The organism is Stappia sp. ICDLI1TA098, assembly GCF_054880955.1.
The window spans coordinates 191753-217263 of the sequence record NZ_JBTZBT010000001.1 but is presented as its reverse complement, the minus strand read 5'-3'; the positions used below and the strand labels follow the sequence as shown (position 1 = coordinate 217263).

Here is a 25511-nt window from a genome sequence, read left to right as displayed (position 1 = left end):
GCGCCCCGGAACGTAAAGCGGTTCCTTCGCCTTGAAGGCGTTCAATTATCTCGAACAGTGCTTCCAGCAGGTTGATGCCCGCAGGAGGCGGCCCATGTGCTCTTGTGGAACAGGAAAACACACAGAGATGAGGAGAAGGACAGATGGGCCTTCTGGTGGATGGCGTCTGGCACACCGACGGATACGACACGGAATCGCACGGCGGACGCTTTGTCCGGGACACCTCTGGCTTTCGCAACTGGGTGACGCCCGACGGCGCCCCCGGTCCGAGCGGCGCGGGCGGCTTCGAGGCGGAGGCCGGTCGCTACCATCTCCTCGTCTCCTTCGCCTGCCCCTGGGCGCACCGCACGATGATCCTGCGCAAGCTCAAGGGGCTGGAGGACAGCATCTCGCTTGCCGCCGTCGAGCCATTGATGCTCGATGACGGCTGGACCTTTGCCGAGCCCGAGGCCGTCACCGGCGCGCAGGCCATGTGGCAGGTCTACCTGCGCGCCGACCCGAAGTGTTCGGGGCGCGCCACCGTCCCGGTTCTGTGGGACAGGAAACGCGAGACCATCGTCTCCAACGAATCCTCCGAAATCCTGCGCATGTTCAATTCCGCCTTCGACGCGCTTCCTGGCGTCGACGCCACGCTCGATGTCAGCCCGCAGGCGTTGCACGCGGAAATCGAGGCGGTCAACGAGCGCGTCTACGACACGGTCAACAACGGCGTCTACAAGGCCGGCTTCGCCACCACCCAGAAGGCCTATCTCGAGGCCGTGACGGCCTTGTTCGAAAGCCTCGACTGGCTGGAGGAACGGCTCGCGACACATCGCTATCTCGTCGGCGACCGGATCACCGAGGCCGACTGGCGGCTGTTCACCACGTTGCTGCGCTTCGACGCCGTCTACCACGGCCATTTCAAGTGCAACCTCCGGCGCATCGTCGACTATCCGAACCTTTCCGCCTACCTGCGCGAGCTCTACCAGGTGCCCGGCGTTGCCGAGACCTGCGACTTCCCGACGATCAAGCGCCACTACTACGGCTCGCATCGGACCATCAATCCAACGGGGATCGTGCCGCTCGGACCCGAGCTCGACCTGACGGCCTCCCACGACCGCGACAGGCTGCCGAAAGCGGCCTGATCGCCGCAGCGCTCACCAGTCCTCGTCGGGAGCCGCGCCGCCGGCCAGTTCCGTGATCCGGCGCCGCGTCGCCGGCGTCACCTCCGCGGGAAGCGCGTCGAGCGCGAAGAACCGCGCCTCGCGGATCTCCCGGTTGGGCGCCAGCGCCCCCGGCGGCACATCGAACCGGTCGATGCGGTACAGCGCCACGTGATCGCGCTTGTCCTGCCGGTTGTTGCGGTAGAGCGAAACGAGCTGCGGCGTGTCGCGGCCGATCAGTCCGGTCTCCTCCTTCAGTTCGCGCAAGGCCGCCGCCGGTGCGCTTTCGCCCGGGTCGACCGCGCCGCCGGGCAGATACCAACCCGGCAGATAGGTATGGCGCACAAGCAGAAGGCGCCCCTCGTCGTCATGGGCCGCGATGCGCACGCCCAGCGTCACCGCCCTGCGGAACCAGGTCAGCGCCAGACCGAGACGCCTTAGCGCGGCCAGCGGCAGATGCGATCTAGCGGTCACGGTCCTGTCCTTTCGTGTGTTGGGTCCACCGGCTTTCCAATATCCGACTCGCGCCATGTCATGGTTGATCCGATCTTAACCCAGCATGCGGCGGGCGCATGGGTGACCCTCGGTCAATGCGCTTGTGAAATGGCGGTATTCCGGGGATAGTTCGCGCGCAGTCGGAAGGACGACACCCCCGAGACGCGGGACTTCCTATTTCGTCCAAGCTGCCAATCTCGCAGGAGAGAACCATGTTGACCGCCCTGTTCGCGAACCGCACGCGGCGTCGTTATGTCTGGCGGCCGGCGGTCGATCTCACCAACCCGCGCATCGCGGCGGTGCTGACGACCTTCACCAGCAACTGATCAGCGGCCCAGCCGCCGGATCGACGACAAGTCCGGGCCCTGCGCGCCCCGCTGGCCAACTGGCCGCGAGGCGCCGCGCAAGTCCCGGCCCAGACTGAGGAAAAGCGCCCTGCACCGCCAGCGGCGCTTTTTGCTTTTCCAGGCCCCATCGCCGGATTTTCCTTGACGCTACGGCCCCTTCTTCCTGATGTGAGGCCATGATCCGTCTTGCACATTTCTCCGACCCGCACCTCGGTCCGCTTCCCGCGACACGTCTGCGCGAGCTACTGTCGAAGCGTGTCATCGGCTACGTCAACTGGCACCGCTCGCGCGCACGCACGATGACCGGCACATGGCTCGACGGGCTTCTGGCCGACCTGCGCGCGGCCGCGCCCGATCATGTCGCGCTGACCGGTGACCTCGTCAACATCGCTCTCGACATGGAGATCCGCGCCGCGCGCGCGTGGCTGGAGACCGTCGGCACGCCCGACCACGTCTCTCTCGTCCCGGGCAACCACGACGCCTATGTCCAGGGCGCGCTGCGCCGCGCGGTCGCCGCCTGGGCTCCCTATATGACCGGCGACGGCCAGGACGAACCCGCGTTCCCGTATGTGCGCCGCCGTGGCCCTCTGGCGCTTGTCGGTGTATCCAGCGCGCGCGCCAGCGGCCCCTGGTTCGCCACCGGCCGGCTCGGCGGCAAGCAGGCCCGTCGCCTGCGCGACCTGTTGAAGGCGCTTGGAGAGGAAGGCCTCTTCCGCGTCGTGATGATCCACCATCCGCCCCAGTCGGGGGCAACCGCCTGGAACAAGCGGCTTACCGACGCCTCGCGTGTGCGCGCCGCCGTCAAGCGATCAGGCTGCGAACTGGTCCTGCACGGCCACACCCATCTTGCCACCCGGACACAGATCGACGGGCCGGACGGCCCCGTCCCGGTGATTGGCGTGCCTTCGGCATCGAACGGCATCGGCCACAAGCGACCGGCCGCACGCTACAACCTGTTCTCGATATCGGGAGAGCCGGGCGCCTGGCGCTGTGAGATGGAAGAACGCGGTTATGGCCCGCTCAGTGACGACGTGGACGAGACGGACACCCCGTCCGTCATCTCCATCGCCCGTCACGACCTTCCAATCCCAGGCTGACGCGCCCGGGCCACCGAATCAGACCGCGCCAAATGCAAAACGGCCGCCCGGCTTCACGCCCGGCGGCCGTCGACATTCGCAACGGGCCGCGGCCCATCCGCGTCAAAGCGGATTGGCAAACCAGGCGTAGCCGACGAGGCTGGCGGCACCGACCAGAAGACCGATGGCAAAGACCGCGAAGGGCCCCCACAGGCCGCGCACATGCGGCACCGGCGGGGTTTCGCCCACGACGGCCGGCGCTGCGGCCGGCTGCTGCTCGTTGCGAAGCGGCTCGCGCAGGCGCTTGCTCAGCCAGTCGCCCTCCATCGTCCGCTCGCGTTCGAGCACCCGCTCGGCGATATATTCGGTGATGCAGTCGGCCATATCCTCGATCTCGGCGGTCTCGAGAATGACCGTCCGTCCGAGGCGCGTGTCCTTGACGAAGCGATAGATGCGCTTGTCGCGCCCCATGGCAACATGGCTGGTGATGTCGATCCACAGGCGCGGGATGTTGCCCGGAACGATCTGGAAGGAAAACTGGTCGTCGTCCTCCGGGACCTCCTTGAAGATGTCCTGAAGTTCCTCGGCGAGGAGTTCCAGACGCGCCCGCTCGGATTCCTGAAGTTCGACCACAACGTCGGTCCGCTCGACCTCCGCGAACTTCACCTTCCGGATCGCTTCACGGAGGCTGCGCACCTTCGCATGCGGTACGACATTGTCGCGTGCTCTGCTCATACGTGAGTCCGTTCTCGGTAGGTAAACGAAGCCTTAACAAAGATGATTACCATAGTCCCTGCACTTGCGTATCGCGACACTCCGGCGAAATCCGGGTCATCCACGAACAAACCGTCACTTATGGTTAACAGGGATTAAGTCTTCTCCATGGCAACATCTTCCAGCACTGACCGCGTCCGCGAAGCGGCAGCGGCCGCCGGGCTCGACATCGACATCCTCCAGATGCCGGATTCGACCCGAACCGCAGCAGATGCCGCCGCTGCCTGCGGCTGCACTCCTGCGGAAATCGTCAAGTCGCTCGTCTTCCTGGGGAAGGAGAGCGACGAGGTGATCCTGCTCCTCGTTTGCGGCGACAACCGCGTCGACGAGGACGCCGTCGCAGGGCGCATCGGCGAAGCGCTCGTTCGTCCCAACGGCCGCACGGTGCGCGAACGCACCGGTTTCGCCATCGGCGGCGTCTCGCCGCTTGGCCATCAGGCCGGCATCCGGATCTTTCTTGACGAGGACCTTAGCCGATTCGACACCGTCTGGGCGGCGGCCGGCAGCCCCAACAGCGTGTTTCGCACAACTCCCGAGGCTCTGGAGCGCGCCACTGGCGCAAAAAAGCTGCGCATGACCGCCTGAGCACGCGCCGCGCCCTACTCGATCACCGGAACATGTGCCGCCGCCTCGCGCGGCAGCACCCCGGCGATGCGCGGGTCGTCGGCGATCTCGATTGCCCGCTTGTAGGGAACGAAGCCGCTGGAGCGGTAGAAGCCGAGCGCCTGCGGGCTGTCGGCCGTGCAGGTATGAACGAAGAAGCGCTCGATGCTGGGCCGGCTCCAGACCCGTGCGATGGCCTCGTTCATCAGCCAGCGCCCGGCGCCGTTGCCGATTGCTTCCGCCACCAGCCCGAAGTAGGCAAGCTCGGCCTCCCCCCTTGCCGTGAAATCCAGCTCGAGCAGGCCGACCGGACCGGCCACCCCGCGCTGGCGGCAGAAATAGAGTTCGTAGCCGTCGCGCGCGAGCAGCGCGACGAGTTCCTCGTCGCCAAGCGCCAATCGGCCGAACCAGAGCCATTCGTCGCCGATCCGCCGGAAGAGCGCGCGATAGGCCTCCGGATCGGGCACCGTCACCCGCTCGAGCGACAGATCCGGTCGATCCGCCTTGCGCGCCAGGGGCCGGGCACGCATCTCCAGATAGGTCACGATGCTGGCCACCTTGCCCGCGGGCAGGTCGGTGTAGCCGGAGAGTTCGACGTCGATCGAGGACATGCGGATCCATCCTGGATGAAAAGCGAAAAGGCGTGGAAAGACTTACCCTGCTGCGCGCCTCCGGTTCAAGCGCCGGTGAACAGAGGCCGCACCGGCCGATAGCGGCCTTGCCAGCCGTAGCGGCAGGGGCCAACGTGGCCTGTCGCGGCAAGTCGCCCGACGCACCGAGAGGCACCTGAATGAAACCGCTTTCCCCCGCGCCTCTGCCAACCACCCCGGCCAGCGACGGATTCCGCATGCCAGGCGAATTCGAGCCCCACGCGGGCTGCTGGATGCTCTGGCCGCAGCGCCCGGACAACTGGCGCCGGAACGCCCGCCCGGCCCAGGCGGCCTTCGCCGCCGTCGCCGAGGCGATCCATGTTTCCGAGCCTGTGACCATGGCGGTCTCGCCCGAGCTCTACGACACGGCCCGCGCCCTGCTTTCTCCCGGCATCAAACTTGTCGAGATCGAGAGTGACGATGCCTGGATGCGCGACACCGGACCGACATTCGTCATCAACGCCAGCGGGGAGCGGCGCGCCATCGACTGGCATTTCAATGCCTGGGGCGGTAGCCATGACGGGCTCTACCGTCCCTGGGACCGGGACGACGCCGTTGCCGGCGAGGTCGCGCGCGCCGAGCAGGCCGCCCGCTATCGCGCCCCCTTCGTCCTCGAGGGCGGAGCCATCCATGTCGACGGCCAGGGCACGCTCATCACCACCGAGGAGTGCCTGCTGAGCGACGGCCGCAACCGCGAACTGTCGCGCAGCGAGATCGAGAGGCTTCTCAAGGCCTACCTCGGCGTTTCCACCGTGGTCTGGGTGCCGCGCGGCGTGTTTCGCGACGAAACCAGCGGCCACGTGGACAACCTCCTGCATGTCTGCGCGCCCGGCGTCATCGCGCTGACCTGGACCGAGGACCGCGCCGATCCCCAGTACGAGCGCTCCGCCGAGGCGCTGGACTTCCTGCGCGCCGCGCGCGACGCCAGGGGCCGGGAATTCGAGATCGTCAAGCTGCCGATGCCCGGTCCGCTCTTCATGAGCGCGCGGGAGGCAGCCGGCATCGCACCCGGCGAGGGCGGGATGGTGCGCGAGCCCGGCGAGCGGCTGGCCGGCAGCTACTGCAACTTCTACATAGCCAACACCCGCGTCGTCTTCCCTCTCCTCGACCCCACGCAGGACACCGCGGCGCGTGACATCCTCGCCCGGCTGTTTCCAACGCGCGAGATCGTCGGCATCCCGGCGCGGGAAATCCTGCTCGGCGGCGGCAACATCCACTGCATCACCCAGCAGGTGCCGGCCTGCTTCGACGCAAACGGCAACGAGAGGTAAACTCTTGTTAACCAATCGCGTGCGATCCTACGTTCAAACGTATTCGGCAACGCGACATCAAAACGAAGTCAACGGGACCGCGCGCGCTTATGGCCCTTATCGGCATCAAATCTGGATCGTCCTTCGGAAGCACGAAGAAGTTCTCCTTCTACGAGCGCAACAAGCAATGGCGCGCCAAGCAGCAGCAGCACTACGAAAAGTTCCAGAACCAGCAGGCCGTCGCCTCGAACATGTTCGCAGTTGGCATTTCCTCCGCCCAGAGCGCGACCGAGCTGCTGTTCCAGAAGGTCACGCTGCGCATGCAGAACGAGGCGAAAGCCAAGCTCGCCGAGCGCAACGAGGTCATCGACAAGGCGATCGAGAGCATCGACCTCAAGGTGTGATGCGCCGCCGCGCCGCGCTCGCCGCTGCCGCCCTGCCTCTTTTCTATCCCTTCACGACACCCGTCGGCTGACGCCGGCCCTGAGATGCCCCGACAGGCATCGCGGACCCGCGCGCCAGGCGCGACGGACATGCCCGCAAACCAGCGGACCCGAAAAAAAGGGCGGAGCGCCAATCGCGCTCCGCCCTTTTTACGTCTTGCGCGTCTGCGTGGCGGCCTCAGATGGTGCCGACGGTCTTCAGCCGGGCGCGCGCGTGCACCTCGTTCTGGCTCATCACCGTGGTATGGGCGCGGAAGCGCTCGACAATCGAGCGTACGAAGGGGCGTGTCTGCGGCGAGGTCAAGAGCACGGGAACCTCGCCCGCTTGCGCCGCCTGCTCGAAGGCATCGCGCACCGAGCGCACGAACTCCTGCAGCTTCGACGGCGCCATGGCCAGCGAGCGCTCGTCGCCGTCGCCGACGATGGACTCGATGAACGCCTGCTCCCACTGCGGCGACAGCGCGATAAGAGGCAGGTAGCCGCCCGGCCCCGTGTTGGCTGCGCTGATCTGGCGCGCGAGACGGGCCCGCACATGCTCGGCAATCGTCGCGGGATTGCGCGTGAAGCCGACCGCCTCGGCGACGCCTTCCAGGATGGTGCCGAGATCGCGCACCGACACCCGCTCGGCAAGCAGCGCCTGCAGCACCCGCTGGATGCCGGAGACGGTGATCTGTCCGGGAACCAGATCCTCCACCAGCTTCGCCTGTTCGCCGGTGATTTCCTTAAGCAGCTTCTGCACGTCGGCATAGGTGATGAGCTCGGAGACATTGCCCCGGATGGTTTCGGTGAGATGGGTGGCGAGCACCGTCGCCGGATCGACCACCGTATAGCCGCGCAGCGCCGCGTCCTCGCGATACTGGGTCTCGACCCAGGTCGCCGGCAGTCCGAAGGTCGGCTCCGTCGTGTGGGTGCCTGGCAGCTTCACCTGACCGCCCTGCGGATCCATGACCATGTAGTGTCCCGGGAACAGCTGGCCGTTGCCGGCCGGCACTTCCTTGACCTTGATGACATAGTCGTTGGCGCCGAGCTGGATGTTGTCGAGAATGCGCACCGGCGGCATCAGGATGCCGAGGTCGGCGGCAAGCTGGCGGCGCAGCGCCTTGATCTGCTCGGTCAACTGGTCGCTGTCCGCGCCCTGGCCGTTGATCAGCGGCAGCAACGCATAGCCGAGCTCGATGCGCAGCTCGTCCATCTTCAGCGAATCCGAGATCGGCGGCTCGGAGGGAGCCGGCGGCTCCGCGGCCGCGATCTCGGCCATCACGGCCTCTTCCGCCACCACCTGCTGCTTGCGGCTGGAGCGATAGGCCAGATAGCCGGCAAGTCCCGCCATGCTGAGGAACGGCAGCATCGGAATGCCCGGCAGCATGGCGAGCGTCACCATCACGAAGGACGACATGCCGAGCGCCTTCGGATAGCCCGAGAGCTGGCGGGCAAGCGCCTTGTCGGCCGCGCCCGAAACACCGGCCTTGGAAACCAGCAGGCCGGCGGCGGTGGAGACGACGAGCGCGGGGATCTGCGAGACGAGACCATCACCGATGGTCAGCAGCGTGTAGGTGGTGGCCGCCTGCGAGAAACTCAGGTCCATCTGCGCGACACCGATGATGATGCCCGCGACGATGTTGATGAAGGTAATCAGCAGGCCGGCGATGGCATCGCCGCGCACGAACTTGGAAGCACCGTCCATGGCGCCGAAGAAGGCGCTTTCGTCCTCGAGTTCCTTGCGCCGGTGGCGTGCCGTTCCCTCGTCGATGAGGCCCGCCGACAGATCGGCGTCCACCGCCATCTGCTTGCCGGGCATCGCGTCGAGGGTAAAGCGCGCCGCAACTTCCGCGATACGGCCCGAACCCTTGGTGATGACGACGAAGTTCACGATCACCAGGATCGAGAAGACAATGATGCCAATGACGAAATTGCCGCCCATGACGAAGTTGCCGAAGGCCTGGATGACCTGTCCGGCGGCATCGGTGCCCTCGTGACCATTGGCGAGGATGAGGCGGGTCGAGGCAAGGTTCAGCGCCAGCCGCATCATCGTCGCGATCAGCAGCACCGTGGGGAAGGACGAGAATTCCAGCGGCTTCTGAATGAACAGGCCGGTCATCAGGATCAGCACGGAAAAGATGATCGAGATGGCGAGGAACAGGTCGAGCATCATCGCCGGCATCGGCAGGATGAGCACCACCAGGATGACCATGATGCCGAGCGCCAGCGCAATGTCGCCGCGCCGGATCGTATCCCATATCTCGGCCAGCCGAAGGCCCGGCAGGAAGCCGCCGCCGGACGATACCGGCGCGCCGGCCGGCATCTTGGCCGGAACCCGGGATCCTTCGCTTGCGCTCACGTCGCTCATCGCGCGCCCTCGTCAACAGGCCTGAACATCGTCATCGTTCCATTTCGTCAGCCGGCCATGCCTCAAGCGATGGCGACGCGCGCCTCGCCGGGACCGGGCACATCCAGCCCCTCGTCCGAATACTGATTCAGCTTGTTGCGCAAGGTCCGGATGGAAATGCCGAGGATTCGCGCCGCATGGGTCCGGTTGCCGAGGCAGTGATCCAGCGTGTCGAGAATGAGATCGCGCTCGACATCGGCAACGGTGCGCCCGACGTAGCTGCGGCTCACCGCCTCCGCCGTCTTCGCGGCGCTCGCCGCCACCAGCACGTCGGCCGGCATCGCCTGGGCGATGGGGCTGCCGTCCGGCATGCGGATGGCGTCCTGGTCGATCTCCTCGCCCGTCGCCAGAAGGACGGCGCGGTGCATGGTGTTTTCCAGCTCGCGGACGTTGCCCGGCCAAGGATTGGCGATCAGCATCGCCCTGGCGTCCTCGGAGATCGCACGCCGGGGAACCCCGTTGTCGCGGGAATAGCGCTCGACGAAATGGGTGGCGAGCTCGAGAATGTCGCCCGGGCGCTCGCGCAGCGGCGGCAGCTTCAGGTTCACCACGTTGAGCCGGTAAAGCAGATCCTCGCGGAACGTACCGTCCTTGACGCTGTCGGCCAGGTTTCGGTTGGACGTGGCGATGATGCGGATATCGACCGGCACCGGCTTGGTGCCGCCGACCCGGTCGATCACCCGCTCCTGGATGGCGCGCAGCAGCTTGGCCTGGAGCCGCACGTCCATCTCGGAGATCTCGTCGAGCAGCAGCGTGCCGCCGTCGGCCTCCTCGAACTTGCCGATACGACGCGCCACGGCGCCGGTGAAGGCGCCCTTCTCGTGACCGAAAAGCTCGGATTCCAGCAAGTGCTCGGGGATCGCCGCACAGTTGATGGAGATGAACGGCCGGCTGGAGCGGTTCGAGCGCGAATGCACATAGCGTGAGATCACCTCCTTGCCCGAGCCGCTCTCACCGGTGACGAGGATCGAGGCGTCGGAACCGGCGATCTGCTCGGCCAGCCGCACCACATGCGCCATCGAGGCGTCGCGGTAGATCAGGTTCGTCTGGTCGCGTGCAACCGCCGACAGGACCGCGGCGATCAGCTCCGGGTCCGGCGGAAGCGGGATGTACTCCTTGGCCCCGGCGCGGATCGCCTTGACGGCGGCGCTGGCGTCCGTCTTCACGCCGCAGGCGACGATCGGCAGGTGGATGCGCTCCTGCTCGAGCCGCGCGATCAGGTCGCCGATATCGAGCGCGACATCGACCATGACAAGATCGGCGCCGCGCCCGGAGCGCAGCACCTTGAGCATTTCGTCCGTGGTGGCGGCATGCGTCACCGACGCGCCACGGTCCATCGCCATCTTTGAGGCGGTGATAAGCTGGCCTTCGAGGCTGCCGACGATCAACAGTCGCATGAAGCTTCTCCTTCGCGTCAGCGGTCGGACTTGATGATTTCGGTCATGGTGACGCCGAGCTTGTCCTCGACCAGGACCACCTCGCCGCGCGCCACCAGCCGGTCATTGACATAGATGTCGATCGCCTCGCCGACCTTGCGATCAAGCTTGAGCAGGGTGCCGGGCGCCAACCGCAGCAGTTCCGACACATGCATGCGCGAATGGCCGAGCACCGCGGAGATCTGCACCGGCACGTCGAACACGGCCTCCAGGTCCGCGGCGGTGCGCGGCTGGCCGCTGTCTCGCTCGGTAGCGCTTTCGGGAGCCTTCAGGCTGGCGTCTGCGCCGGTGTCGAAGTCGTTCGTGTCGCTCATGTTTCATCCCGCTCCTCGGCGGCATCCCTGATGCTTGCGGTCGGCCCGACCTTTCCATTGCGGCGAGCCTCGAAATAACGCTTGGCGGCCTGGTCCACCTGCTTCTCGATCGCGCGCCGGTCGCGGACGATGCCGCCATCGGCCCACTCGATGCGGCAGTCGCCGGCGGCGATGTCAGGTTCGCCCAGGAACACCAGACGTCCCTCGAACCCCTTTTCCGACACCAGCGGATCGACCCGCTCCTTCAGCGCCGCCAGATCCGCCTCGCGCACGCGGATGACCACATGCGGCGCCCGGCGCAACGGCCCCAGGCATTCGGAAATCAGCGCCACCACCTCACCCAGCGGCTCGCGGGCGACGAGATGGGCGCAAAGCCTGCGGGCGACCAGGAAGGACAGCGCCACAGCGTCCTTTTCCAGCCGCGCCTGGTCGGTGTCGAGATGCTCGACGAGCTGGGAGACCTCGTCGGCCAGCCGCCGCGCTTCCTGCGACAGCCGCGCTTCCTCGGTCTGCGCCTGCGTCGCCTGCGCCTCGGCCCTGCCCTGCGCCCGCGCCGTCTCGACGGCCGCCGCCATCAGTGCCTCATGCTCGGCCACCGTCATCATCGGGATCTCGGGCTCGACATGCACGTCGTCGTCCTCCTCCCGGGCCGCGATCTCGATCTCCGAGAACGTGCGGTCGAAGAGGAACCGGTTGACCTTCATCTCGGTACTCGCAAATCGTGTCGTCATGTCGGGTCAAACCACTCAGTAGATGATTTCGTCGTCGCCCTTGCTCTTGGAGAGCATGAGTTCGCCCTTGGCGGCCAGGTCCTTGGCAGCCGCCACCATTCCCGACTGCGCCTCGTCCACGTCGCGCAGGCGGATCGGCCCGAGCGCTTCCATGTCGTCCTGCAGCATCTTCGCCGCACGGCTGGACATGTTGGAGAAGAAGAAGTCGCGCACCGATTCCGAGGCGCCCTTGAGCGCGATCGCGAGCCGGTCCTTCTCGACATGCCGAAGCAACGTCTGGCAACTGCCGGCGTCGAGCTTCATCAGGTCGTCGAAGGTGAACATCAATGTCTTGATACGCTCTGCCGAGTCGCGGTTCTCTTCCTCCAGAGCCGCCAGGAACCGCGCCTCGGTCTGGCGGTCGAAGTTGTTGAAGATGTCGGCCATCATCTCGTGGCTGTCGCGCCGCGAGGTGTTGGTCAGGTTCGACATGAACTCGACCCGGAGCGTCTGCTCGACCTTCTCCAGAACCTCCTTCTGGATCGCCTCCATCTTGAGCATGCGCGAGATGACCTCGAGCGCCAGCTCTTCCGGCAGGATGCCCAGCACCTTGGCGGCGTGGTCCGGGTCGATCTTCGACAGCACCACGGCAACCGTCTGCGGGTATTCGTTCTTCAGGTAGTTGGCGAGAACGTTCTCCTGCACGTTGGAGAGCTTCTCCCACATGTTGCGGCCTGCGGGACCGCGGATCTCCTCCATGATGATGGAGACACGGTCGCTCGGCAGGAAGCTCGACAGCAGCCGCTCGGTGACGTCGACATTGCCCGTCAGCGCGCCGCGCGAGGAGATCTTCTTGACGAAGTCGACGAAGAGATCCTCGAGCATGGTCGGCGTTACCGGACCGAGGCGCGACATCGCGGAGGAGACCTCGCGGACTTCCATCTCGTCGAGCTGCTCCCAGATCCGGCGGCCGTGCTTTTCGCCAAGCGCCAGAAGCAGCACGGCAACGCGCTCGACGCCCTTGAGCTCACGCTCGCCGCCGGTGTTGCTGATCGTCAGCTGGCCCTTGTTGCCGGCCTCGATGCTGCCCGCGATGCTCATGCCGCCTCGTTCATCCAGCTGCGAATGATGCCGACGGCCTCACTCGGATATTCTTCGATGAGATCGCCCACCTTGGAGATCGTCGCGATCTGCACGGCGCCGGCGGCCTGGGCCTCCTCCAGCCAGTCGATGCGCGGCTCGCCGCTCTCGTCGAGCTCGATGCCGCCGCGCTCGGAGCCCGAATGGTCGCTCAGCGCCGCCTGCTCGACGGACATCCCGTCGGGGCCGGCAAGCGCCGGGGTCTCCGGTGCGTCGACCGTCAGGATCCGCTTGACCAGCGGACGGACCGCGAAGAGAGCCAGCAGCAGGGAGATCAGGAACAGCACGCCCAGCTCGATGAGACGCATCAGGTCGGCGCGGGTGAAGTCGAAGAGACCGCTGTCTTCCGGCGCGACCGTGGTCGGGGCCTGGGCGAAGCGCAGGTTGACGACCTCGACCGCATCGCCGCGCCCTTCGTCGAAGCCGACGGCGGAGCGCACCAGCGTGTTGATCCGGTCGATCTCTTCCTGGGTGCGCGGAGCGTAGACGAGATCGCCATTGGCGTCCGGCACATAGGTGCCGTCGACAAGCACGGCCACGGACAGGCGCTTGATGCCGCCAGCCTCGAGGACCTCGGTCTTGGTCGACTTGGAGATCTCGTAGTTGAGGATCTCCTCGGTCTGGTTGGAGACGTCGCGGTTGCCCGCCGCGCCAGGCTGCTGGTTCGCCTCGGGAAGCTGGTTTCCGGCCGTGACCGCGCCCTGGCGGCCGACGGTGGAGGAATTCTCCTCACGCGACTGCGACGACCGGACCACCTGGCTCTCCGGATCGAAGGTCTCCTGGGTCTCGGTGACACGATTGTGGTCGAGCTCCAGCGCCACCCGCACCCGCGCCCGGCCGACGCCGACGACGGAATTCAGGATTTCCTCGATCTGGCTGCGCAGCCGGCCTTCCATCGCCTGGGTGCGCTCCTGCAGGGAGGCGGTGATGAAGCCTTCGCCTTCCTCGCCGGCGCCGCTTGCCAGCAGCCGTCCGGTTTCGTCGACGATGGAAACGAAATTCGGCTGCAGGCCTTCGACGGCCGTCGCCACCAGATGCTGGATGGCGCTGATCTGGCCGGGATCGAGCGCGCCGCGCACGGACAGCACAATGGAGGCCGTCGGCGGCGTCTGATCGCGCTGGAAGAGCTTGCGCTCGGGCAGCACCAGATGCACGCGCACCGCCTGGATCTTGTTGATCGAGCGAATCGTGCGGGCCAGCTCGCCCTCGAGCGCCCGTGTCCGGTTGATGTTCTGCACAAAGCTGGTCGAGCCGAGCGTGTCGGCCTTGTCGAAGATCTCGTAGCCGACGGAACCGCCAAGCGGCAACCCCTGCTCGGCCAGCCGCATGCGGGTGCGGAACACGTCATCGTTCGGCACCAGGATGGTGGCGCCGTCGTTGCGCAGCTCGTAGGGGACGGCCAGGCTGTCGAGCTGGGAAACGATCGCGGAGGAATCCTCGAAGGTGAGGTCCGAATAGAGCGGCGTCATCTGCGGCGCGGTCACCCGCAGCATGAGGAAGGCGAATGCGCCAACCAGAATGGCCGCGACCGCGCCCATTGCCGCAAGGCGTGCCGGCCCGATAGCCTTTACGAGTTCCGCGATACCGTTCACGTTGCACCCATCCGCTCAAGTCAACTCTCGGGCAAGCCATGCCATCCGGGGGAGCCGGGGATGAGGGGGATGATGAGACTCCCCCGAATGGCTGGTAGGCAAAACTTGCCGCGCAGATGGTAAACGAGTGGTTAACAGGCATTAATAAACGGTGAGAACAGCCGTTTTCCGCCATTCAGGATTGGCGAATTGCGAGCATGGCCCGGCAGGATCGGCCGTGTGCGTTAACGCTTCGCGAACCATGTCGCGACTCAACGCGTGCAAATCGGCACGGTGCGGTTGTCGCCCGCGCGAACGGCACCCCGGAAACGCACGAGGGGCCGGCGATTGCCAGCCCCTCGAATCCGGAACGTCCTTCGGCGCAGCGAGCGCCGTCGAGATTACGCGCAAGGGCTGCGCGTCAGTTTCGGTACTGCTGAACCCGCGTCGCACGCAGGCCGGCAAGGCCGTGCCTGTCGATCGAACTCTGCCAGGACAGGAACTCTTCCACCGTCAACGTGTATCGCTTGCAGGCTTCGTCCAGAGACAGAAGCCCTCCGCGTACCGCGGCAACCACTTCCGCCTTCCGGCGGATCACCCATCGACGGGTCGTTGCAGGAGGCAGATCGGCAATTGTAAGTGGCGACCCGTCTGGGCCGATCACATATTTGACACGCGCACTTGCTCGGTCGGTCATTGTACACTCACACTCAACATGACCACGTTGACTATGAATGTAGCTCGTCGGCTTTAAAATTTGACTAAGCGCCAGGCAAGAATTCAGTAACAATTTGAACGACTCAGCTTTGCCTCAAATTGTCTGCGAAGCACCGGTTCCTTGGGCTTTCGACCACCACCGGCGGTTTCGCAAAATGGAACTCTCGAAATGACTCAGCGAAAAAAATAATGATTCAGGTGCCGGAGACCGAAATCACGGACGAGGCAGGAATCGGGATATCACCGACCTTGAGGATCGGACCGCTGTCGCCGAACTCGATTCCGGTGACCTTGCCGCTCACCTCGGTCGGAACCAGAACCGCAGGCTCGCCCTTGTCGTCGAGACGGGCGATGGTGATGCTGTAGTTGCCGTCAGGGGCAATCGAACCGGCCATGGTGCGGCCGTCCCATTCGTAGGTATGACGGCCCGACGAGACGTCGATGTCGCCGGTAAACACCTTTGCACCGAGCGAGTTTCGGATCTCGATCCGCGCCTTGCCGCTGTCGGGGGAATTATAGACCCACTCAGCGTCGCCGCCCTCCATCTTCGTCGTCGAGCCGTTGGCCACGACGTCCGTGCCGATGTAGCTGACGTAGCTCGACGCTGTCGATGCGGCCATCACCTGCAACACCGACGACAATTGGTCGTTGGTCTTGATCTGCTGCTCGACCGAAGAATACTGGACCAGCTGCTCCGTGTACTTGGAGGAGTCCATCGGATCGAGCGGATCCTGGTTCTTGATCTGCGTCGTCAGGATCGAGAGGAACAGCTCGTAATTGTTCGCAAGCGCCGACTGCGCGGAGGGCGAAGAGCTCCCCGATGTTGCCGCGCCACTTCCGGTCACACCGCCGGTTGAAGCCATCTCACATCTTCCTTTCGTCTGCGCATTGCCGCCAGCGGCGCGATGCGGGTCAGATCTGAATGTCCAGGGTTCCGGTCGAACCGCTCACGCTCACCCGGCTGGCAACCGGCAAGGGATCGACCTCACCGGCCTGTTCCGTGGAGGCGCGATAGCCCGCCGTTCCCGAGCCGGACTGATCGCCATCGTTGGACTGCGCGAAGCCGGAGAAGCCGCTACCACCCTGATCCTTGAGGCTCAGCTGCAGGTCACCGCTCTCCAGTTTCAGGCCGGCGGCATCCAGCGCCCGCTCCAGCCCGCGCTGGTCGCGCATGAACATGTCGAGGGTCTCGCGGCGCTCGACGGAAAGATGCGCCTTCACCGTGCCATCGCGCGAAATCTTGAGATCCACGTCGACCCGTCCGAGCTCGGCCGGATCCATGCGGATCTGGAAGCGGGTCTGGCCCTTTCCGGCGAACCGAGCGACCTCCGCCGCAAGATGGGTGCTTGCGGCAGCGGACAGATGCGACAGGCTGGCGCTCGCGACGCGGGCTGCCTGGGCGCTTTGAATCTGCCCCTGGCTGGCCGTGTCGAAACGCATCCCGTCGAGCCGCGCCTCGCCGCTGCGGCCGGAAAGCTCGTCGCTGCCCGCATCGCCCTGCCCGGCCTCGGCCATGGCGGCGGCAAAAGCCATCGCCGGGGCGCTGACGCCGCTGCGCCCGGTCGCCGCCGTCTGGTTCGCCGGCGGCTGGACCACCTGCGCCGGTGTATCGTTCTTGCGCGCCGTGTCGGATTTGCCGGCCGTCTCGCCGTCGCCGGCGTCATTGCCCGTGCCGTAGCCGTAGAGCGCATCGTGCGCGTCGGCCGCCTTCGAGGCTTCCTGCCCGGTCGGCACGATTGCGGACTGTGAGCCGCCCGAAATCTGCGCGCCCGCGTTCAGCACGCCCCGACCATCGCCCGGGCTTGCGGCGGGACGGCCATCGGCCTTCTCGGCCGATCCGCTGGCCACCTTCGCCGCCGTCGCTTCGACGCCCTCGCCATCGGCGATCTCAAGACCTGCGGGATCGGTCGTGGCCGCCTCAACCGTCGCGGCAAGACCCGGGGCCGGCGACGCCGGTGCGCGGAGCGTTGCGGAAATGACCGGATCGATCGCCTGCGCCTGGACGGGAGCCACCCGGCCGGCATCGGCCCGTGTCGCGCTGTCGGACTGCGCGGGAGCGGAAGGACCGTTTGGCGCCTTGGACGCAGCGGTCGACGCCGGCATCGAGCCGCTCGCCTGCCCGTCGACGGTCGGGGTTGCCGGCGAGGTTTCGCCGCCCGTCACCACTGCCGCCGGCGTGCCGGTGGAAGGGGCAGGCGCGGACGCGGTCGCCGGCTTCGGCGCAGCCATGTCCGGATTGACGGCAGGATCAGCGGGTGAGCGTGCGGGCCTCGCCGCCGCCTCGGTCGCGGCGGGCCCACCCGCCGGCCGCGGGGGTACGACAGTCGGCGCGGCATCTGAAGCAGCATCGGCTGCGTCTCCGCCAGGCGCGATGAGCCCGCCCGGCGACGCTGTCGAAGCCATTTCGGTGGCCTTGGCCGTCACGGGAAGAGGCATCAGCCGGGCATCGGCCCCCGTCCCCTTTTCGCGCGCCGGCCTGGCCGCCATATCGGTAAGGCGCGCGGCCACCGCCGAGATATCGCCCGTCTCCTCACCGGCGACCGGCATCATGTTCGAGACAATGCTATTGCCATCGCGCGTCGCGACTTTGGTGATCTCGGCTGCCGGATCCCCGCCGGCCTTGCCCGTCTGCGCGCCAGCCACGACCGGCGTCGTTTCCGCAACCGCGCCGGCCTCGGCATCGGCTGGCACGGCCGGTGCCTTGACCGTGGCAGCACCTGTCGCCGGCAGGGCGGAAGCCGCGTCAGGAACCGAAGCAGCGCCCGGCAGCGCCGTATTTGCAAAAGCGCTCCCCGCCGCCTGCAGGGACAGGGCGCCCTCGGCAGACCGCGCCGACGCGCCGGCGGCGATGCCCGCGCCCAGGGTCGCGGTGCCGCCTGCGGTCTTCGACGCCTCGCCGTCGCTCGCGGCCGCCTGCACCCTTCCGGTGGCAGCGACGCCGCCTGTCGAGAGACCTGCGAAGGACCAGATGTTGGCACGATCCTGCTGCTGCTGCGGCTGCCCGCTCGCGGCAAGCGCACCGGCCAGAGCCTGGCTCGCCAGCGTCGCGCCTTCGTCGGCATTCCCATCTGCGGCCACGCCCGCCTCAGGCATCGCCGGCCTGGACGGATCGCCGCTACCGATGACGCCAGCGCCCGTGGCGGAACGCGGCTGCACCTTGTTGCCGGCGGCAACCGCAAGATCCCCGCCCGCCACCTGGGCAGCCCCTGCAATGGCCGCCATGCCGCCGGTCGCTGCGGCGCTGGACGCACCCGCCGTTCCCGTGCCCGCAAGCACGGAGGCAAACATGGATGGCACCTGAGCACCGGCGCTCGCGGCGGCAAGCACACCGGAGCGTTGGCCGCCGGCGCGCGGCTGCGCGGCATTCATCGCGATCGACACTGGATTTGCGTTTGTCACGCCCGTCTCCGTTCGTCACCCGGCGTCAGCCCTCGGCCAGCGCACACATGATCTCGTCCCTCCTTGAGCAATTGTCGGGCCAACCGCCAGGAAGCGGCCCGGCGCTTGGAAAATCGCCATGTTTCGCCTCCACGTCTCTTGCCCGGCGCGCCCGCGCGTCGCAAATGAGGAGGAAAGCTTTGCCGCAGGTGGGAAAGGATTGCCGAGCGGCAGTCGGCATGAGACTTCCCCTCTGGCGAGGGTGCTGGCAGGCTTGGCGTTTTCGCCGCCGTTCCGCTATAGTCCGCGCGAAGACGTGCGGACCGCGCAACGCCGGTCGCCGCGCCCATCCAGCTTCCGCCAGCCCAAGGGGCCAGCGCCGGACCGACCGCCCGGCCCTCCTTTGGCCCTTGGCGGCGCCCGCGCGCGCGGGCCAGCCAGACGGGGCGCGACAGGCGGAACGGACAAGGCGGAACGGGCCGCGGCCAGGGCTGACGCCCGAAACGCGGAAGCACGGGCCGGGCGGCAACGCGAAAGCGTCTGACCGCCGGCCGGAGACGAACTCACAAGGACTGCCCGTGCCAGCAACGCGCGGAGATGTCCCTATCAGGATGACAGGCATGCTCAACAGTCTCGACATCCCCAAGCGCCCGGAGGACACCCGGGTCGTGGTTGCCATGTCGGGAGGCGTCGATTCCTCCGTCGTGGCCGGGTTGATGCAGCGCGAGGGCTATGACGTGGTCGGCGTGACGCTTCAGCTCTATGACCACGGCGAGGCCGTGCATCGGGCGGGTGCCTGCTGCGCGGGGCAGGATATCCAGGACGCGCGCCGCGTCGCCGAACGCCTTGGCATTCCCCACTATGTGCTCGATTACGAGGACCGCTTCCGCGAAAAGGTGATCGAGCGTTTCGCCGAGAGCTACATCGCCGGCGAGACGCCGATCCCTTGCGTCGCCTGCAACCAGACGGTCAAGTTCTCCGACCTGCTGGAGACCGCGCGCACGCTCGGCGCGGATGTGCTGGCAACCGGCCACTACGTGCGCACCGCCGAGACCGACGGCCACCGCGCGCTGTTCCGGCCGGTCGACCTTGACCGCGACCAGAGCTACTTCCTCTTCGCCACCACCCAGGAGCAGCTCGACTTCCTGCGCTTTCCTCTCGGCGGCATGACCAAGCCGGAAACCCGCGAGCTTGCCCGCGAGTTCGGCCTTTCCATCGCCGACAAGCAGGACAGCCAGGACATCTGCTTCGTGCCGCATGGCAAGTATGCGGACGTGATCGAGCGGCTGAAGCCGGATGCGGCCGAGCCCGGCGAGATCGTCCATATCGACGGCCGCGTCCTTGGCGAGCACAACGGCATCATCCACTTCACCATTGGCCAGCGCCGGGGCATCGGCGTCGCCACCGGCGAGCCTCTCTATGTGGTGCGCCTCGACGCCGACGCGCGCCGGGTCGTCGTCGGTCCGCGCGAGGCGCTCGGCACCCGCGAGATCGTGCTGCGCGACGTCAACTGGATCGGCGGTGGCCGGCTCGAGGACATTGTTCCCCGGGACGGTCTCGAGATCCACGCCAAGGTGCGCTCGACCCGTCCACCGCGTCCGGCCGTGCTGCGCTTGCGTGACGGACAGGCGGTGGTCGACCTCGTCGAGGGCGAGACCGGCGTCGCACCGGGCCAGGCCTGCGTGTTCTTCACCGACGACGGCGACGGCGCCCGGGTTCTCGGCGGCGGCTGGATCGACCGCACGATCCCCGTGGCCGGAACGCCTGCCCGCGAGACCGCGCGCAGCAAGACCGCGGCGGTGGCCCTCTGATGGAAACAGGGTTCTTTCCCGCAAGCCGGCTCCGCCGCTGGGTCGACCGCCGCCTGCGCCTGGCGCGCCTTGCGTTCTCGGCGCGCGGCCGCACCTCCTCTTCCAGCCAGACCCCGGTCGAAAGCGCCTATGCGCGGTGGGCTCCGGTCTACGACTGGGTGTTTACCGCCCCGCTCGTTCCCGGGCAGCGCGCCGCCGCCGCCGAGGCCAACCTGCATGAGGGCGAGCTGCTCGAGGTCGGCGTCGGCACCGGCCTGTCGCTGCCGTTCTACAGCCGCGCGCTGCGCATCACCGGCATCGACCTGTCGCGCCCGATGCTGCGTCGCGCCCGCGAACGCGTCTCCCGCAAGCGCCTCGACAATGTCGCTGGCCTGCGGGCGATGGACGCCACCGCGATGGAGTTCGCCGACGCCAGCTTCGACGTCGCCACGGTTATGTATGTGGTCTCGGTCGTTCCCGATCCGGCCGAGGTCATGGCCGAGGTCGAGCGTGTCGTGCGCCCAGGCGGAACGGTGATCATCGTCAACCATTTCGCATCGGAGCGCGGCGTCGTCGCCGCTGCCGAGCGCTTTCTCGCCCGCTTTGCCGAGAAGCTCGGCTGGGACCCGCTGTTCCCCCGCGAGAAGGTGCTTTCCAACACCTCGATGACGCTGGAGCACGAAAGCCGCCACGGGCCTCTCGGCCTCTTCACGATGATGGTGTTCAAGCGTCCGCAGTAACCCCGGCCGTTCCGCTGTCCCGGCGGAACGCGGGAGTGCAAGAAAACGCCAACCGCAAACGAAAGACGGCCCGGGATCGCTCCCGGGCCGTCTTTCGTTCATGTGCGAGGGCCCCGGCCCCACGGCCGGAACCCTCGAAGATCACATCTTGCCGGTGGAGAAGAACAGCGTCTCGCCGTTGCTGTCGTCGACGCCGTCGTTGTCGGTGACCGCGTAGCCCGTGCCGGCCGTGTCGATGGTGAAGCCCTCGATCTTGTCGACCACATAGCCGCCCGTCGACTTCAGATCGGGGATGAAATCGCGAACCTCTTCCTTGGCGACCATGGGCAGGTCGCCGCCGAGCGGCGCGGGAACCAGATCCGAAACCGCGACGCGATAGAGCTTCTTGATCTTGGCGTTGGCGCCGATCTGGTTGTCCCGCTCGATGATGTAGACATAATCGCCGAACAGCGAGATTTCCGAGAGGCCGACCCAGCCCTTTTCGGCCTTGTCGAGCGGATAGCGAACCGCGCCCCACTCCTTCGTCTTGGTGTTGTAGGCGACAAGCTTCACAGCATCCTTCGGATCGTCCTTCCAGGGACGCTGGATCGCCACCCACAGCGTATCGCCAATCAGCGTGACGCCCTCGGCGCCGAAGCGCGTCTCATGGACGATGAGCTCGGGCGGGAAGGAAAGCGCCTGGTTGATCGCGCCCTTGCTGTCCACATGGTAGAGCGCGTGCGGCACCTGCTTGTCGGAGCGGCCCTCGGAGGCGACCCAGAAGCCGCCCTTGCCGTCGACGACAATGCCTTCCAGATCGAGCAGCTGCGCCGGCGCGCCGTCGCGGGTGACCGGCAGCGCGTTGATGATCTCGGCCGGCTTCTTTGTCGCGTCGATGGTGAAGATCGTCGGCTGCATCCGGTAAAAGCTGTCGTTGACCGCATAAAGGCGTCCCGGCACCGACGCGTCGGCGGCAAGACCGGACAGCGCGCCGAAGCCGACCGGGCGTCCGTTGGCGTCCATGCTGGAGACGATCATCGGGTAGGTCGCCGGCCCCTCCCCGCGCTTGTAGATCGTCACATGAGAGCGAAGGCCGTTCTCCTCGACAAGATCCGCCTCATTCGAGACGGCGAGAAGATCGCGGCCCGGAATGGCGACCGCGCCTTCGGGCGCGACGGCGGTCGGCAGCAGCTGGACGAACTCCGGCTTGCCGCCCGTGTCCTTGTAGACGCCGACGATGGAGCTGCGCTCGGAGAGAACGAAGATGTAATTGGTGTCGCCGAAACGCTTGACCTCGAGCCCCTCTGGCTCGACGCCCTTGTTGCCCGAACGCTTCTCCGGATACTGGCCGGCCATGGCGATGCGATACTCGAAGTCGAGCCCGGAATCGTAGAGCACCTCACCGGTCTTGGAGAAGATGGTGAAGCCGCGAGAGCCGCCCTTGTAGTCGCCCTCGTTGGCGATGACGATGCGGTCGTCGTCAAGCCACTGCACCGCATCGGGCTCACGGGCCACGCCCTTCAGCGTGCCGTCGAAGGTCAGGGCGCCCTCTTCCGCGGTGTCGACATTGTCGAGATCGACCTTGCCGGCGGAAAAATGGCTGATCACCTTGCCGGTGTTGCCGTCGACGACGACGATGTGATTGTTCTCCTGCAGCGTGACGACGACCTCATTGCGGTCGTTGATGTCGACGAACTCCGGCTCTGGATCCTCGGGCGCGACCTCGGCGAGGCCGGTCATGTCGACGACGACCTTGCCCGCACAGTCGGGAACGCCGTCCTTCATCTTCAGAAGCACCAGGAAGCCGGCGGGCATCTGCGGCATCTCGCCGTCGTTCAGATCCTCGTCGCGCTCGTTCTCGATGGCAATCGCCAGGAGGTCTCCGGAGGGCGAAAGGCCGACCGAATCCGGCTGGCCTCCGAGGTCGCAGGTCGCCTCCACCGTCTTCGTGGCGATGTCGATGACCGCGAGCAGGCCCGACGGTTCGGTATAGCTTGCGGAGGTATTGACGCCGACCAGCGCCTTGCCGTGCGCCACCGTCACCGATGTCGGCTCGCCATCGATCCTCACGATCCCATGCGGCTTCGGATTGACCGGATCGGTGATGTCGATCATGCCGATCGCGCCCAGCGGGCTGTCGGAGTAGACGAGCATGTTGCCGTCGGCCGTGACCGAGATGATCTCCGCCGAGGTTTCCGTCTTCTGGTCGATGTCGGCCGGCAGGTTGGTGTTGACCGGAAAGCTCGCGATCCGATTGAAGAGCGGCTCAGCCCTGGCGGCGAGCGTCGAGCATAGGAGGGCAGCAGCGAGCGCGCCGAGCACCGAGAATTTCATGGGTGTTTCCCTCGAAGATGGCAGGCGGCACACGGGCCGATCCGGCAGTATTACGGGGTGGACATGACATCTGCTTGACAGCCGGGATGGGCTGCCAAACTTCTTTTACACCAAAGGCTTGCGGTAACGGCGGGCAAGATAGACGACGCCGCCGGACTGCAGGTTGCGATAGAGCAGCGAGCCCTTGGTGCCGGAAAACTCCTTAAGGAACCGCTGCATCAGCGTGCTCTTCTGGATGCGGCTCATCTTGCGCTCGTTGACCGCGTCGAGCGCGCTGACCACGCCCGGCGACAGGTTGGTCTCACTCTCCAGCACAAGGCCCGAGGCGCCGAGGTCCCGGTCCAGCCCCTCGACCATCGTTGCCGCGCGCATGTCGGCCCAGGTGAAGCAGCCGCCCGGCGCCAGCACCCGCGCCACTTCCCTGGCAAAGGCCGGCACATCGGCGTAGCAGTGGGAGGACTCGATGTTGACGACGATGTCGAAGCTCGCATCCGCGAAGGGCAGCGCCTCCGCATCGCCCACCTCGAAGGCAAGGTTCGCCGTGTCGTCGTTGAGCTGCCGCGCCCGCCGCACCGTCTCCGGCGAGTAGTCGAGGCCGGTCATCGCGGCCGGCGCCATGTAGCGGGCAATGTAGCGCGCCCCGCCGCCGCGGCCCGAGCCCACTTCCAGCACGCGCGCGCCCTCGACCGGGAGCCCGGCCATCGCCTGGTGGTAGAGGCCGATGAAGGCCCGCTCCGGCTCGTCCTCCGCCGTCAGGGCAAAGGCATCACCCGCCGGCATGTAGCCGTAGTTCATGAAACGCCAGTCGCTGTCGCGCCATGTCCTGGAGAGGATATTGTAGAGCCGCTTCCATGCCCATTTGCGGCTCTTCGGGAAGGCGCCGCGCTCGACCGCACGCAGGATGTATCCGAAGGCGCGGCTGGTCATCTGGCGGGGGTCTCCTTGGCCGGATCGCCGGCGGCGTATTCGTTGGCGAGCCAGGCCCGCCCCTTGCGGATCAGGTCGCTGTCGTCGACCTTGCGCGGATTGTAGCCCGGCATGTAGTAGCGCAGGAACGCCAGCAGGCTCAACCGCGTGTAGCCGGGCCACACCAGCAGCAGCCAGGCGAAGCGCGACCAGAAGCGGATGCCCGTGCGGATGCCGTCCGCCTGCGCGTGCAGGCGGACGTTGCGCAGGTAGATGCGGCAGAAGTGGAAGATGGTGACATTCATTGCCGAGACCCGCAGCCCGTAGCGCTTCCAGGCCGGCATGCCGGCCGCCGCGCGCTTGAAGACATCGAGCGCCACCGCCTTGTGTTCCAGCTCCTCCAGCGCATGCCACATCCACAGCCGTCGATAGGCCGGATTGGCATCGGCGAAAATGTCCTGGTGGCGCAGCGTCATGGTCGAGAAATTGGCCGTCAGGTGCTCAATGGCGCAGGTCACCGCCAGCCGGATCAGCGGCACTGACACGCTTCCGAGCACGGAGTTGACCGGCCGTTCCATCTCCTCGACATCGTAGCCGAGCCTTGCCATCGTCCGGTTGTAGTCTTCGTGCTCGCGGGTGTGGAACGCCTCCTGCACCGCGTAGCCGTTGATTTCCTCGATCAACTCCGGGTCGCCGAGCTTCGAAGCATAGTGCTTCAGCGAACGGATGAAGAAGCGCTCGCCCTCGGGCAGGAAGATCGAGAAACCGTCGACCATCGCCGTGCGCAGCGGATCGTCGCCGAACCAGTGCCGTTCCGCATTGCCGGAAATGTCGAAACGAATGTCTCGCGGAACGATCTCGTCGTCGGCGTGCTCGCCGACCCAGCCGGGCATGGAAGCGCTGGTCATTTATACGGATCCTCTGGTCAGGTGGCCGCAGCGTAATTTGGACAATGGATCCTGACAAGCAAGGGCTTCATCATCACACATGAGCCGGCGCGGCGATAATCCCGACCGTGATTTCGCTCTTGCCGCCCTTGCCGGCGGGCAGGCCGGTGCTGCCCGGAAAGGGGGAGGGCATTGGAGAACGAGGGGCGCAATCAGGGGCGACCTTCAGCTCCTCCTGCTTGGCACAGGCTTCTGCGCTATCGCCCAGGCGGCTGCCTGGAAGGTTCATCTCAAGGCCGAATGAGCTTGAACGCAGCCGCAGAGATGGCGACCCTCTGGAATCCAATCGATCCGACACCTCTCTTGGCTGTGCGGCATGAGCCGACATGGGTCTCCGTCACATGCATGAGTCACACCGGCGCTAGGGTCGTGTCCGAGGCCGC

At 66.5% G+C, this 25511-nt stretch carries 22 protein-coding genes; 7 read left to right on the top strand and 15 right to left on the bottom strand.

The window, feature by feature from the left end; translation table 11 throughout:
- Positions 1–143 precede the first annotated feature (143 nt).
- Positions 144–1124, top strand: a complete 981-nt coding sequence (locus tag ACSLUQ_RS00905) for a glutathione S-transferase family protein (protein WP_461807446.1) — start codon at positions 144–146, stop codon at positions 1122–1124.
- Between the two features lie 12 nt (positions 1125–1136).
- Here ACSLUQ_RS00905 and ACSLUQ_RS00900 read toward each other — a convergent pair whose 3' ends face one another.
- Positions 1137–1616, bottom strand: a complete 480-nt coding sequence (locus ACSLUQ_RS00900) for an NUDIX domain-containing protein (RefSeq protein WP_417773518.1) — start codon at positions 1614–1616, stop codon at positions 1137–1139.
- Between the two features lie 544 nt (positions 1617–2160).
- Here ACSLUQ_RS00900 and ACSLUQ_RS00895 point away from each other — a divergent pair.
- Complete coding sequence (locus ACSLUQ_RS00895; RefSeq protein WP_417773517.1) at positions 2161–3081, top strand: metallophosphoesterase family protein; 921 nt, start codon at positions 2161–2163, stop codon at positions 3079–3081.
- 102 nt (positions 3082–3183) lie between these two features.
- On the opposite strand, the gene ACSLUQ_RS00890 is transcribed toward ACSLUQ_RS00895, so the two are convergent.
- Positions 3184–3795 (bottom strand): hypothetical protein, encoded by a 612-nt coding sequence (locus ACSLUQ_RS00890; RefSeq protein WP_417773516.1) that lies wholly within the window; start codon positions 3793–3795, stop codon positions 3184–3186.
- Between the two features lie 147 nt (positions 3796–3942).
- Between ACSLUQ_RS00890 and ACSLUQ_RS00885 the strand changes: the two genes are divergently transcribed.
- Positions 3943–4419, top strand: a complete 477-nt coding sequence (locus tag ACSLUQ_RS00885; protein WP_417773515.1) for a YbaK/EbsC family protein — start codon at positions 3943–3945, stop codon at positions 4417–4419.
- A gap of 14 nt (positions 4420–4433) precedes the next feature.
- Here ACSLUQ_RS00885 and ACSLUQ_RS00880 read toward each other — a convergent pair whose 3' ends face one another.
- Positions 4434–5048 (bottom strand): GNAT family N-acetyltransferase, encoded by a 615-nt coding sequence (locus ACSLUQ_RS00880; protein WP_461807445.1) that lies wholly within the window; start codon positions 5046–5048, stop codon positions 4434–4436.
- Between the two features lie 179 nt (positions 5049–5227).
- On the opposite strand from ACSLUQ_RS00880, the gene aguA reads away from it, so the two are divergent.
- Together aguA and ACSLUQ_RS00870 are read left to right on the top strand one after the other, a co-directional pair.
- On the top strand, positions 5228–6358 hold the full coding sequence (gene aguA / locus ACSLUQ_RS00875) for an agmatine deiminase (RefSeq protein ID WP_461807444.1): 1131 nt from the start codon (positions 5228–5230) through the stop codon (positions 6356–6358).
- Between the two features lie 89 nt (positions 6359–6447).
- The gene (locus ACSLUQ_RS00870; RefSeq protein WP_417773512.1) at positions 6448–6741 is read left to right on the top strand and encodes a hypothetical protein; all 294 of its coding nucleotides are present in this window, start codon (positions 6448–6450) and stop codon (positions 6739–6741) included.
- 217 nt (positions 6742–6958) lie between these two features.
- On the opposite strand, the gene flhA is transcribed toward ACSLUQ_RS00870, so the two are convergent.
- From flhA to ACSLUQ_RS00825, 9 genes are all read right to left on the bottom strand, one after another.
- Positions 6959–9127, bottom strand: coding sequence for a flagellar biosynthesis protein FlhA (gene flhA, locus ACSLUQ_RS00865; protein WP_417773511.1), 2169 nt, complete (start codon positions 9125–9127; stop codon positions 6959–6961).
- 62 nt (positions 9128–9189) lie between these two features.
- Positions 9190–10563, bottom strand: a complete 1374-nt coding sequence (flbD, locus tag ACSLUQ_RS00860) for a sigma-54-dependent transcriptional regulator FlbD (protein ID WP_417773510.1) — start codon at positions 10561–10563, stop codon at positions 9190–9192.
- Between the two features lie 17 nt (positions 10564–10580).
- The gene (fliN, locus tag ACSLUQ_RS00855) at positions 10581–10916 is read right to left on the bottom strand and encodes a flagellar motor switch protein FliN (protein ID WP_417773509.1); all 336 of its coding nucleotides are present in this window, start codon (positions 10914–10916) and stop codon (positions 10581–10583) included.
- Entirely contained in the window at positions 10913–11647 is a 735-nt protein-coding gene (locus ACSLUQ_RS00850; RefSeq protein ID WP_461807443.1) for a FliH/SctL family protein, read from the bottom strand. Before ACSLUQ_RS00850 ends, fliN begins: the two co-directional genes overlap by 4 nt.
- 15 nt (positions 11648–11662) lie before the next feature.
- A complete protein-coding gene (fliG, locus tag ACSLUQ_RS00845; RefSeq protein ID WP_417773507.1) occupies positions 11663–12727 on the bottom strand; it encodes a flagellar motor switch protein FliG in 1065 nt (354 codons plus the stop codon).
- Positions 12724–14358 carry a flagellar basal-body MS-ring/collar protein FliF gene (fliF, locus tag ACSLUQ_RS00840; RefSeq protein WP_417773506.1) on the bottom strand — a complete coding sequence of 545 codons (1635 nt, stop codon included), beginning with the start codon at positions 14356–14358 and terminating at the stop codon, positions 12724–12726. Before fliF ends, fliG begins: the two co-directional genes overlap by 4 nt.
- A 400-nt stretch (positions 14359–14758) precedes the next feature.
- Positions 14759–15034: a CtrA inhibitor SciP gene (sciP, locus tag ACSLUQ_RS00835; protein WP_067217848.1), complete on the bottom strand. Its 276-nt coding sequence runs from the start codon at positions 15032–15034 to the stop codon at positions 14759–14761.
- 214 nt (positions 15035–15248) lie between these two features.
- Positions 15249–15917 (bottom strand): flagellar hook assembly protein FlgD, encoded by a 669-nt coding sequence (locus ACSLUQ_RS00830; RefSeq protein ID WP_461807442.1) that lies wholly within the window; start codon positions 15915–15917, stop codon positions 15249–15251.
- Between the two features lie 49 nt (positions 15918–15966).
- Positions 15967–18453: a flagellar hook-length control protein FliK gene (locus ACSLUQ_RS00825; RefSeq protein ID WP_461807441.1), complete on the bottom strand. Its 2487-nt coding sequence runs from the start codon at positions 18451–18453 to the stop codon at positions 15967–15969.
- Positions 18454–19052: 599 nt separating this feature from the next.
- On the opposite strand from ACSLUQ_RS00825, the gene mnmA reads away from it, so the two are divergent.
- Both mnmA and ACSLUQ_RS00815 read left to right on the top strand, forming a co-directional pair.
- The gene (gene mnmA / locus ACSLUQ_RS00820; RefSeq protein WP_461807440.1) at positions 19053–20243 is read left to right on the top strand and encodes a tRNA 2-thiouridine(34) synthase MnmA; all 1191 of its coding nucleotides are present in this window, start codon (positions 19053–19055) and stop codon (positions 20241–20243) included.
- Positions 20243–20962: a class I SAM-dependent methyltransferase gene (locus ACSLUQ_RS00815; RefSeq protein WP_417773502.1), complete on the top strand. Its 720-nt coding sequence runs from the start codon at positions 20243–20245 to the stop codon at positions 20960–20962. The genes mnmA and ACSLUQ_RS00815 overlap by 1 nt, the downstream gene beginning before the upstream one ends.
- Before the next feature lie 141 nt (positions 20963–21103).
- Here the strand turns inward: ACSLUQ_RS00815 and ACSLUQ_RS00810 are convergent, their stop codons facing one another.
- The 3 genes from ACSLUQ_RS00810 to ACSLUQ_RS00800 all read right to left on the bottom strand — a co-directional run bounded on the left by ACSLUQ_RS00810 (position 21104) and on the right by ACSLUQ_RS00800 (position 25089).
- Positions 21104–23275, bottom strand: coding sequence for an esterase-like activity of phytase family protein (locus tag ACSLUQ_RS00810; RefSeq protein ID WP_417773501.1), 2172 nt, complete (start codon positions 23273–23275; stop codon positions 21104–21106).
- Between the two features lie 105 nt (positions 23276–23380).
- Complete coding sequence (locus ACSLUQ_RS00805) at positions 23381–24202, bottom strand: class I SAM-dependent methyltransferase (RefSeq protein ID WP_461807439.1); 822 nt, start codon at positions 24200–24202, stop codon at positions 23381–23383.
- Positions 24199–25089, bottom strand: a complete 891-nt coding sequence (locus tag ACSLUQ_RS00800; RefSeq protein ID WP_461807438.1) for a metal-dependent hydrolase — start codon at positions 25087–25089, stop codon at positions 24199–24201. Before ACSLUQ_RS00800 ends, ACSLUQ_RS00805 begins: the two co-directional genes overlap by 4 nt.
- Between the last annotated feature and the right edge of the window lie 422 nt (positions 25090–25511).

Excerpts from the sequence above, each read along its gene's own strand:
- ACSLUQ_RS00815 (WP_417773502.1), top strand. The coding sequence starts at position 20,243 with ATGGAAACAGGGTTCTTTCCCGCAAGCCGGCTCCGCCGCTGGGTCGAC.
- aguA (WP_461807444.1), top strand. The coding sequence starts at position 5,228 with ATGAAACCGCTTTCCCCCGCGCCTCTGCCAACCACCCCGGCCAGCGAC.
- mnmA (WP_461807440.1), top strand. The coding sequence starts at position 19,053 with ATGCTCAACAGTCTCGACATCCCCAAGCGCCCGGAGGACACCCGGGTC.
- ACSLUQ_RS00870 (WP_417773512.1), top strand. The coding sequence starts at position 6,448 with ATGGCCCTTATCGGCATCAAATCTGGATCGTCCTTCGGAAGCACGAAG.
- ACSLUQ_RS00800 (WP_461807438.1), bottom strand. The coding sequence starts at position 25,089 with ATGACCAGCGCTTCCATGCCCGGCTGGGTCGGCGAGCACGCCGACGAC.
- ACSLUQ_RS00880 (WP_461807445.1), bottom strand. The coding sequence starts at position 5,048 with ATGTCCTCGATCGACGTCGAACTCTCCGGCTACACCGACCTGCCCGCG.
- ACSLUQ_RS00890 (WP_417773516.1), bottom strand. The coding sequence starts at position 3,795 with ATGAGCAGAGCACGCGACAATGTCGTACCGCATGCGAAGGTGCGCAGC.
- ACSLUQ_RS00850 (WP_461807443.1), bottom strand. The coding sequence starts at position 11,647 with ATGACGACACGATTTGCGAGTACCGAGATGAAGGTCAACCGGTTCCTC.
- ACSLUQ_RS00895 (WP_417773517.1), top strand. The coding sequence starts at position 2,161 with ATGATCCGTCTTGCACATTTCTCCGACCCGCACCTCGGTCCGCTTCCC.
- ACSLUQ_RS00805 (WP_461807439.1), bottom strand. The coding sequence starts at position 24,202 with ATGACCAGCCGCGCCTTCGGATACATCCTGCGTGCGGTCGAGCGCGGC.
- flhA (WP_417773511.1), bottom strand. The coding sequence starts at position 9,127 with ATGAGCGACGTGAGCGCAAGCGAAGGATCCCGGGTTCCGGCCAAGATG.
- ACSLUQ_RS00830 (WP_461807442.1), bottom strand. The coding sequence starts at position 15,917 with ATGGCTTCAACCGGCGGTGTGACCGGAAGTGGCGCGGCAACATCGGGG.
- flbD (WP_417773510.1), bottom strand. The coding sequence starts at position 10,563 with ATGCGACTGTTGATCGTCGGCAGCCTCGAAGGCCAGCTTATCACCGCC.
- ACSLUQ_RS00810 (WP_417773501.1), bottom strand. The coding sequence starts at position 23,275 with ATGAAATTCTCGGTGCTCGGCGCGCTCGCTGCTGCCCTCCTATGCTCG.
- sciP (WP_067217848.1), bottom strand. The coding sequence starts at position 15,034 with ATGACCGACCGAGCAAGTGCGCGTGTCAAATATGTGATCGGCCCAGAC.
- ACSLUQ_RS00905 (WP_461807446.1), top strand. The coding sequence starts at position 144 with ATGGGCCTTCTGGTGGATGGCGTCTGGCACACCGACGGATACGACACG.
- fliG (WP_417773507.1), bottom strand. The coding sequence starts at position 12,727 with ATGAGCATCGCGGGCAGCATCGAGGCCGGCAACAAGGGCCAGCTGACG.
- fliN (WP_417773509.1), bottom strand. The coding sequence starts at position 10,916 with ATGAGCGACACGAACGACTTCGACACCGGCGCAGACGCCAGCCTGAAG.
- ACSLUQ_RS00885 (WP_417773515.1), top strand. The coding sequence starts at position 3,943 with ATGGCAACATCTTCCAGCACTGACCGCGTCCGCGAAGCGGCAGCGGCC.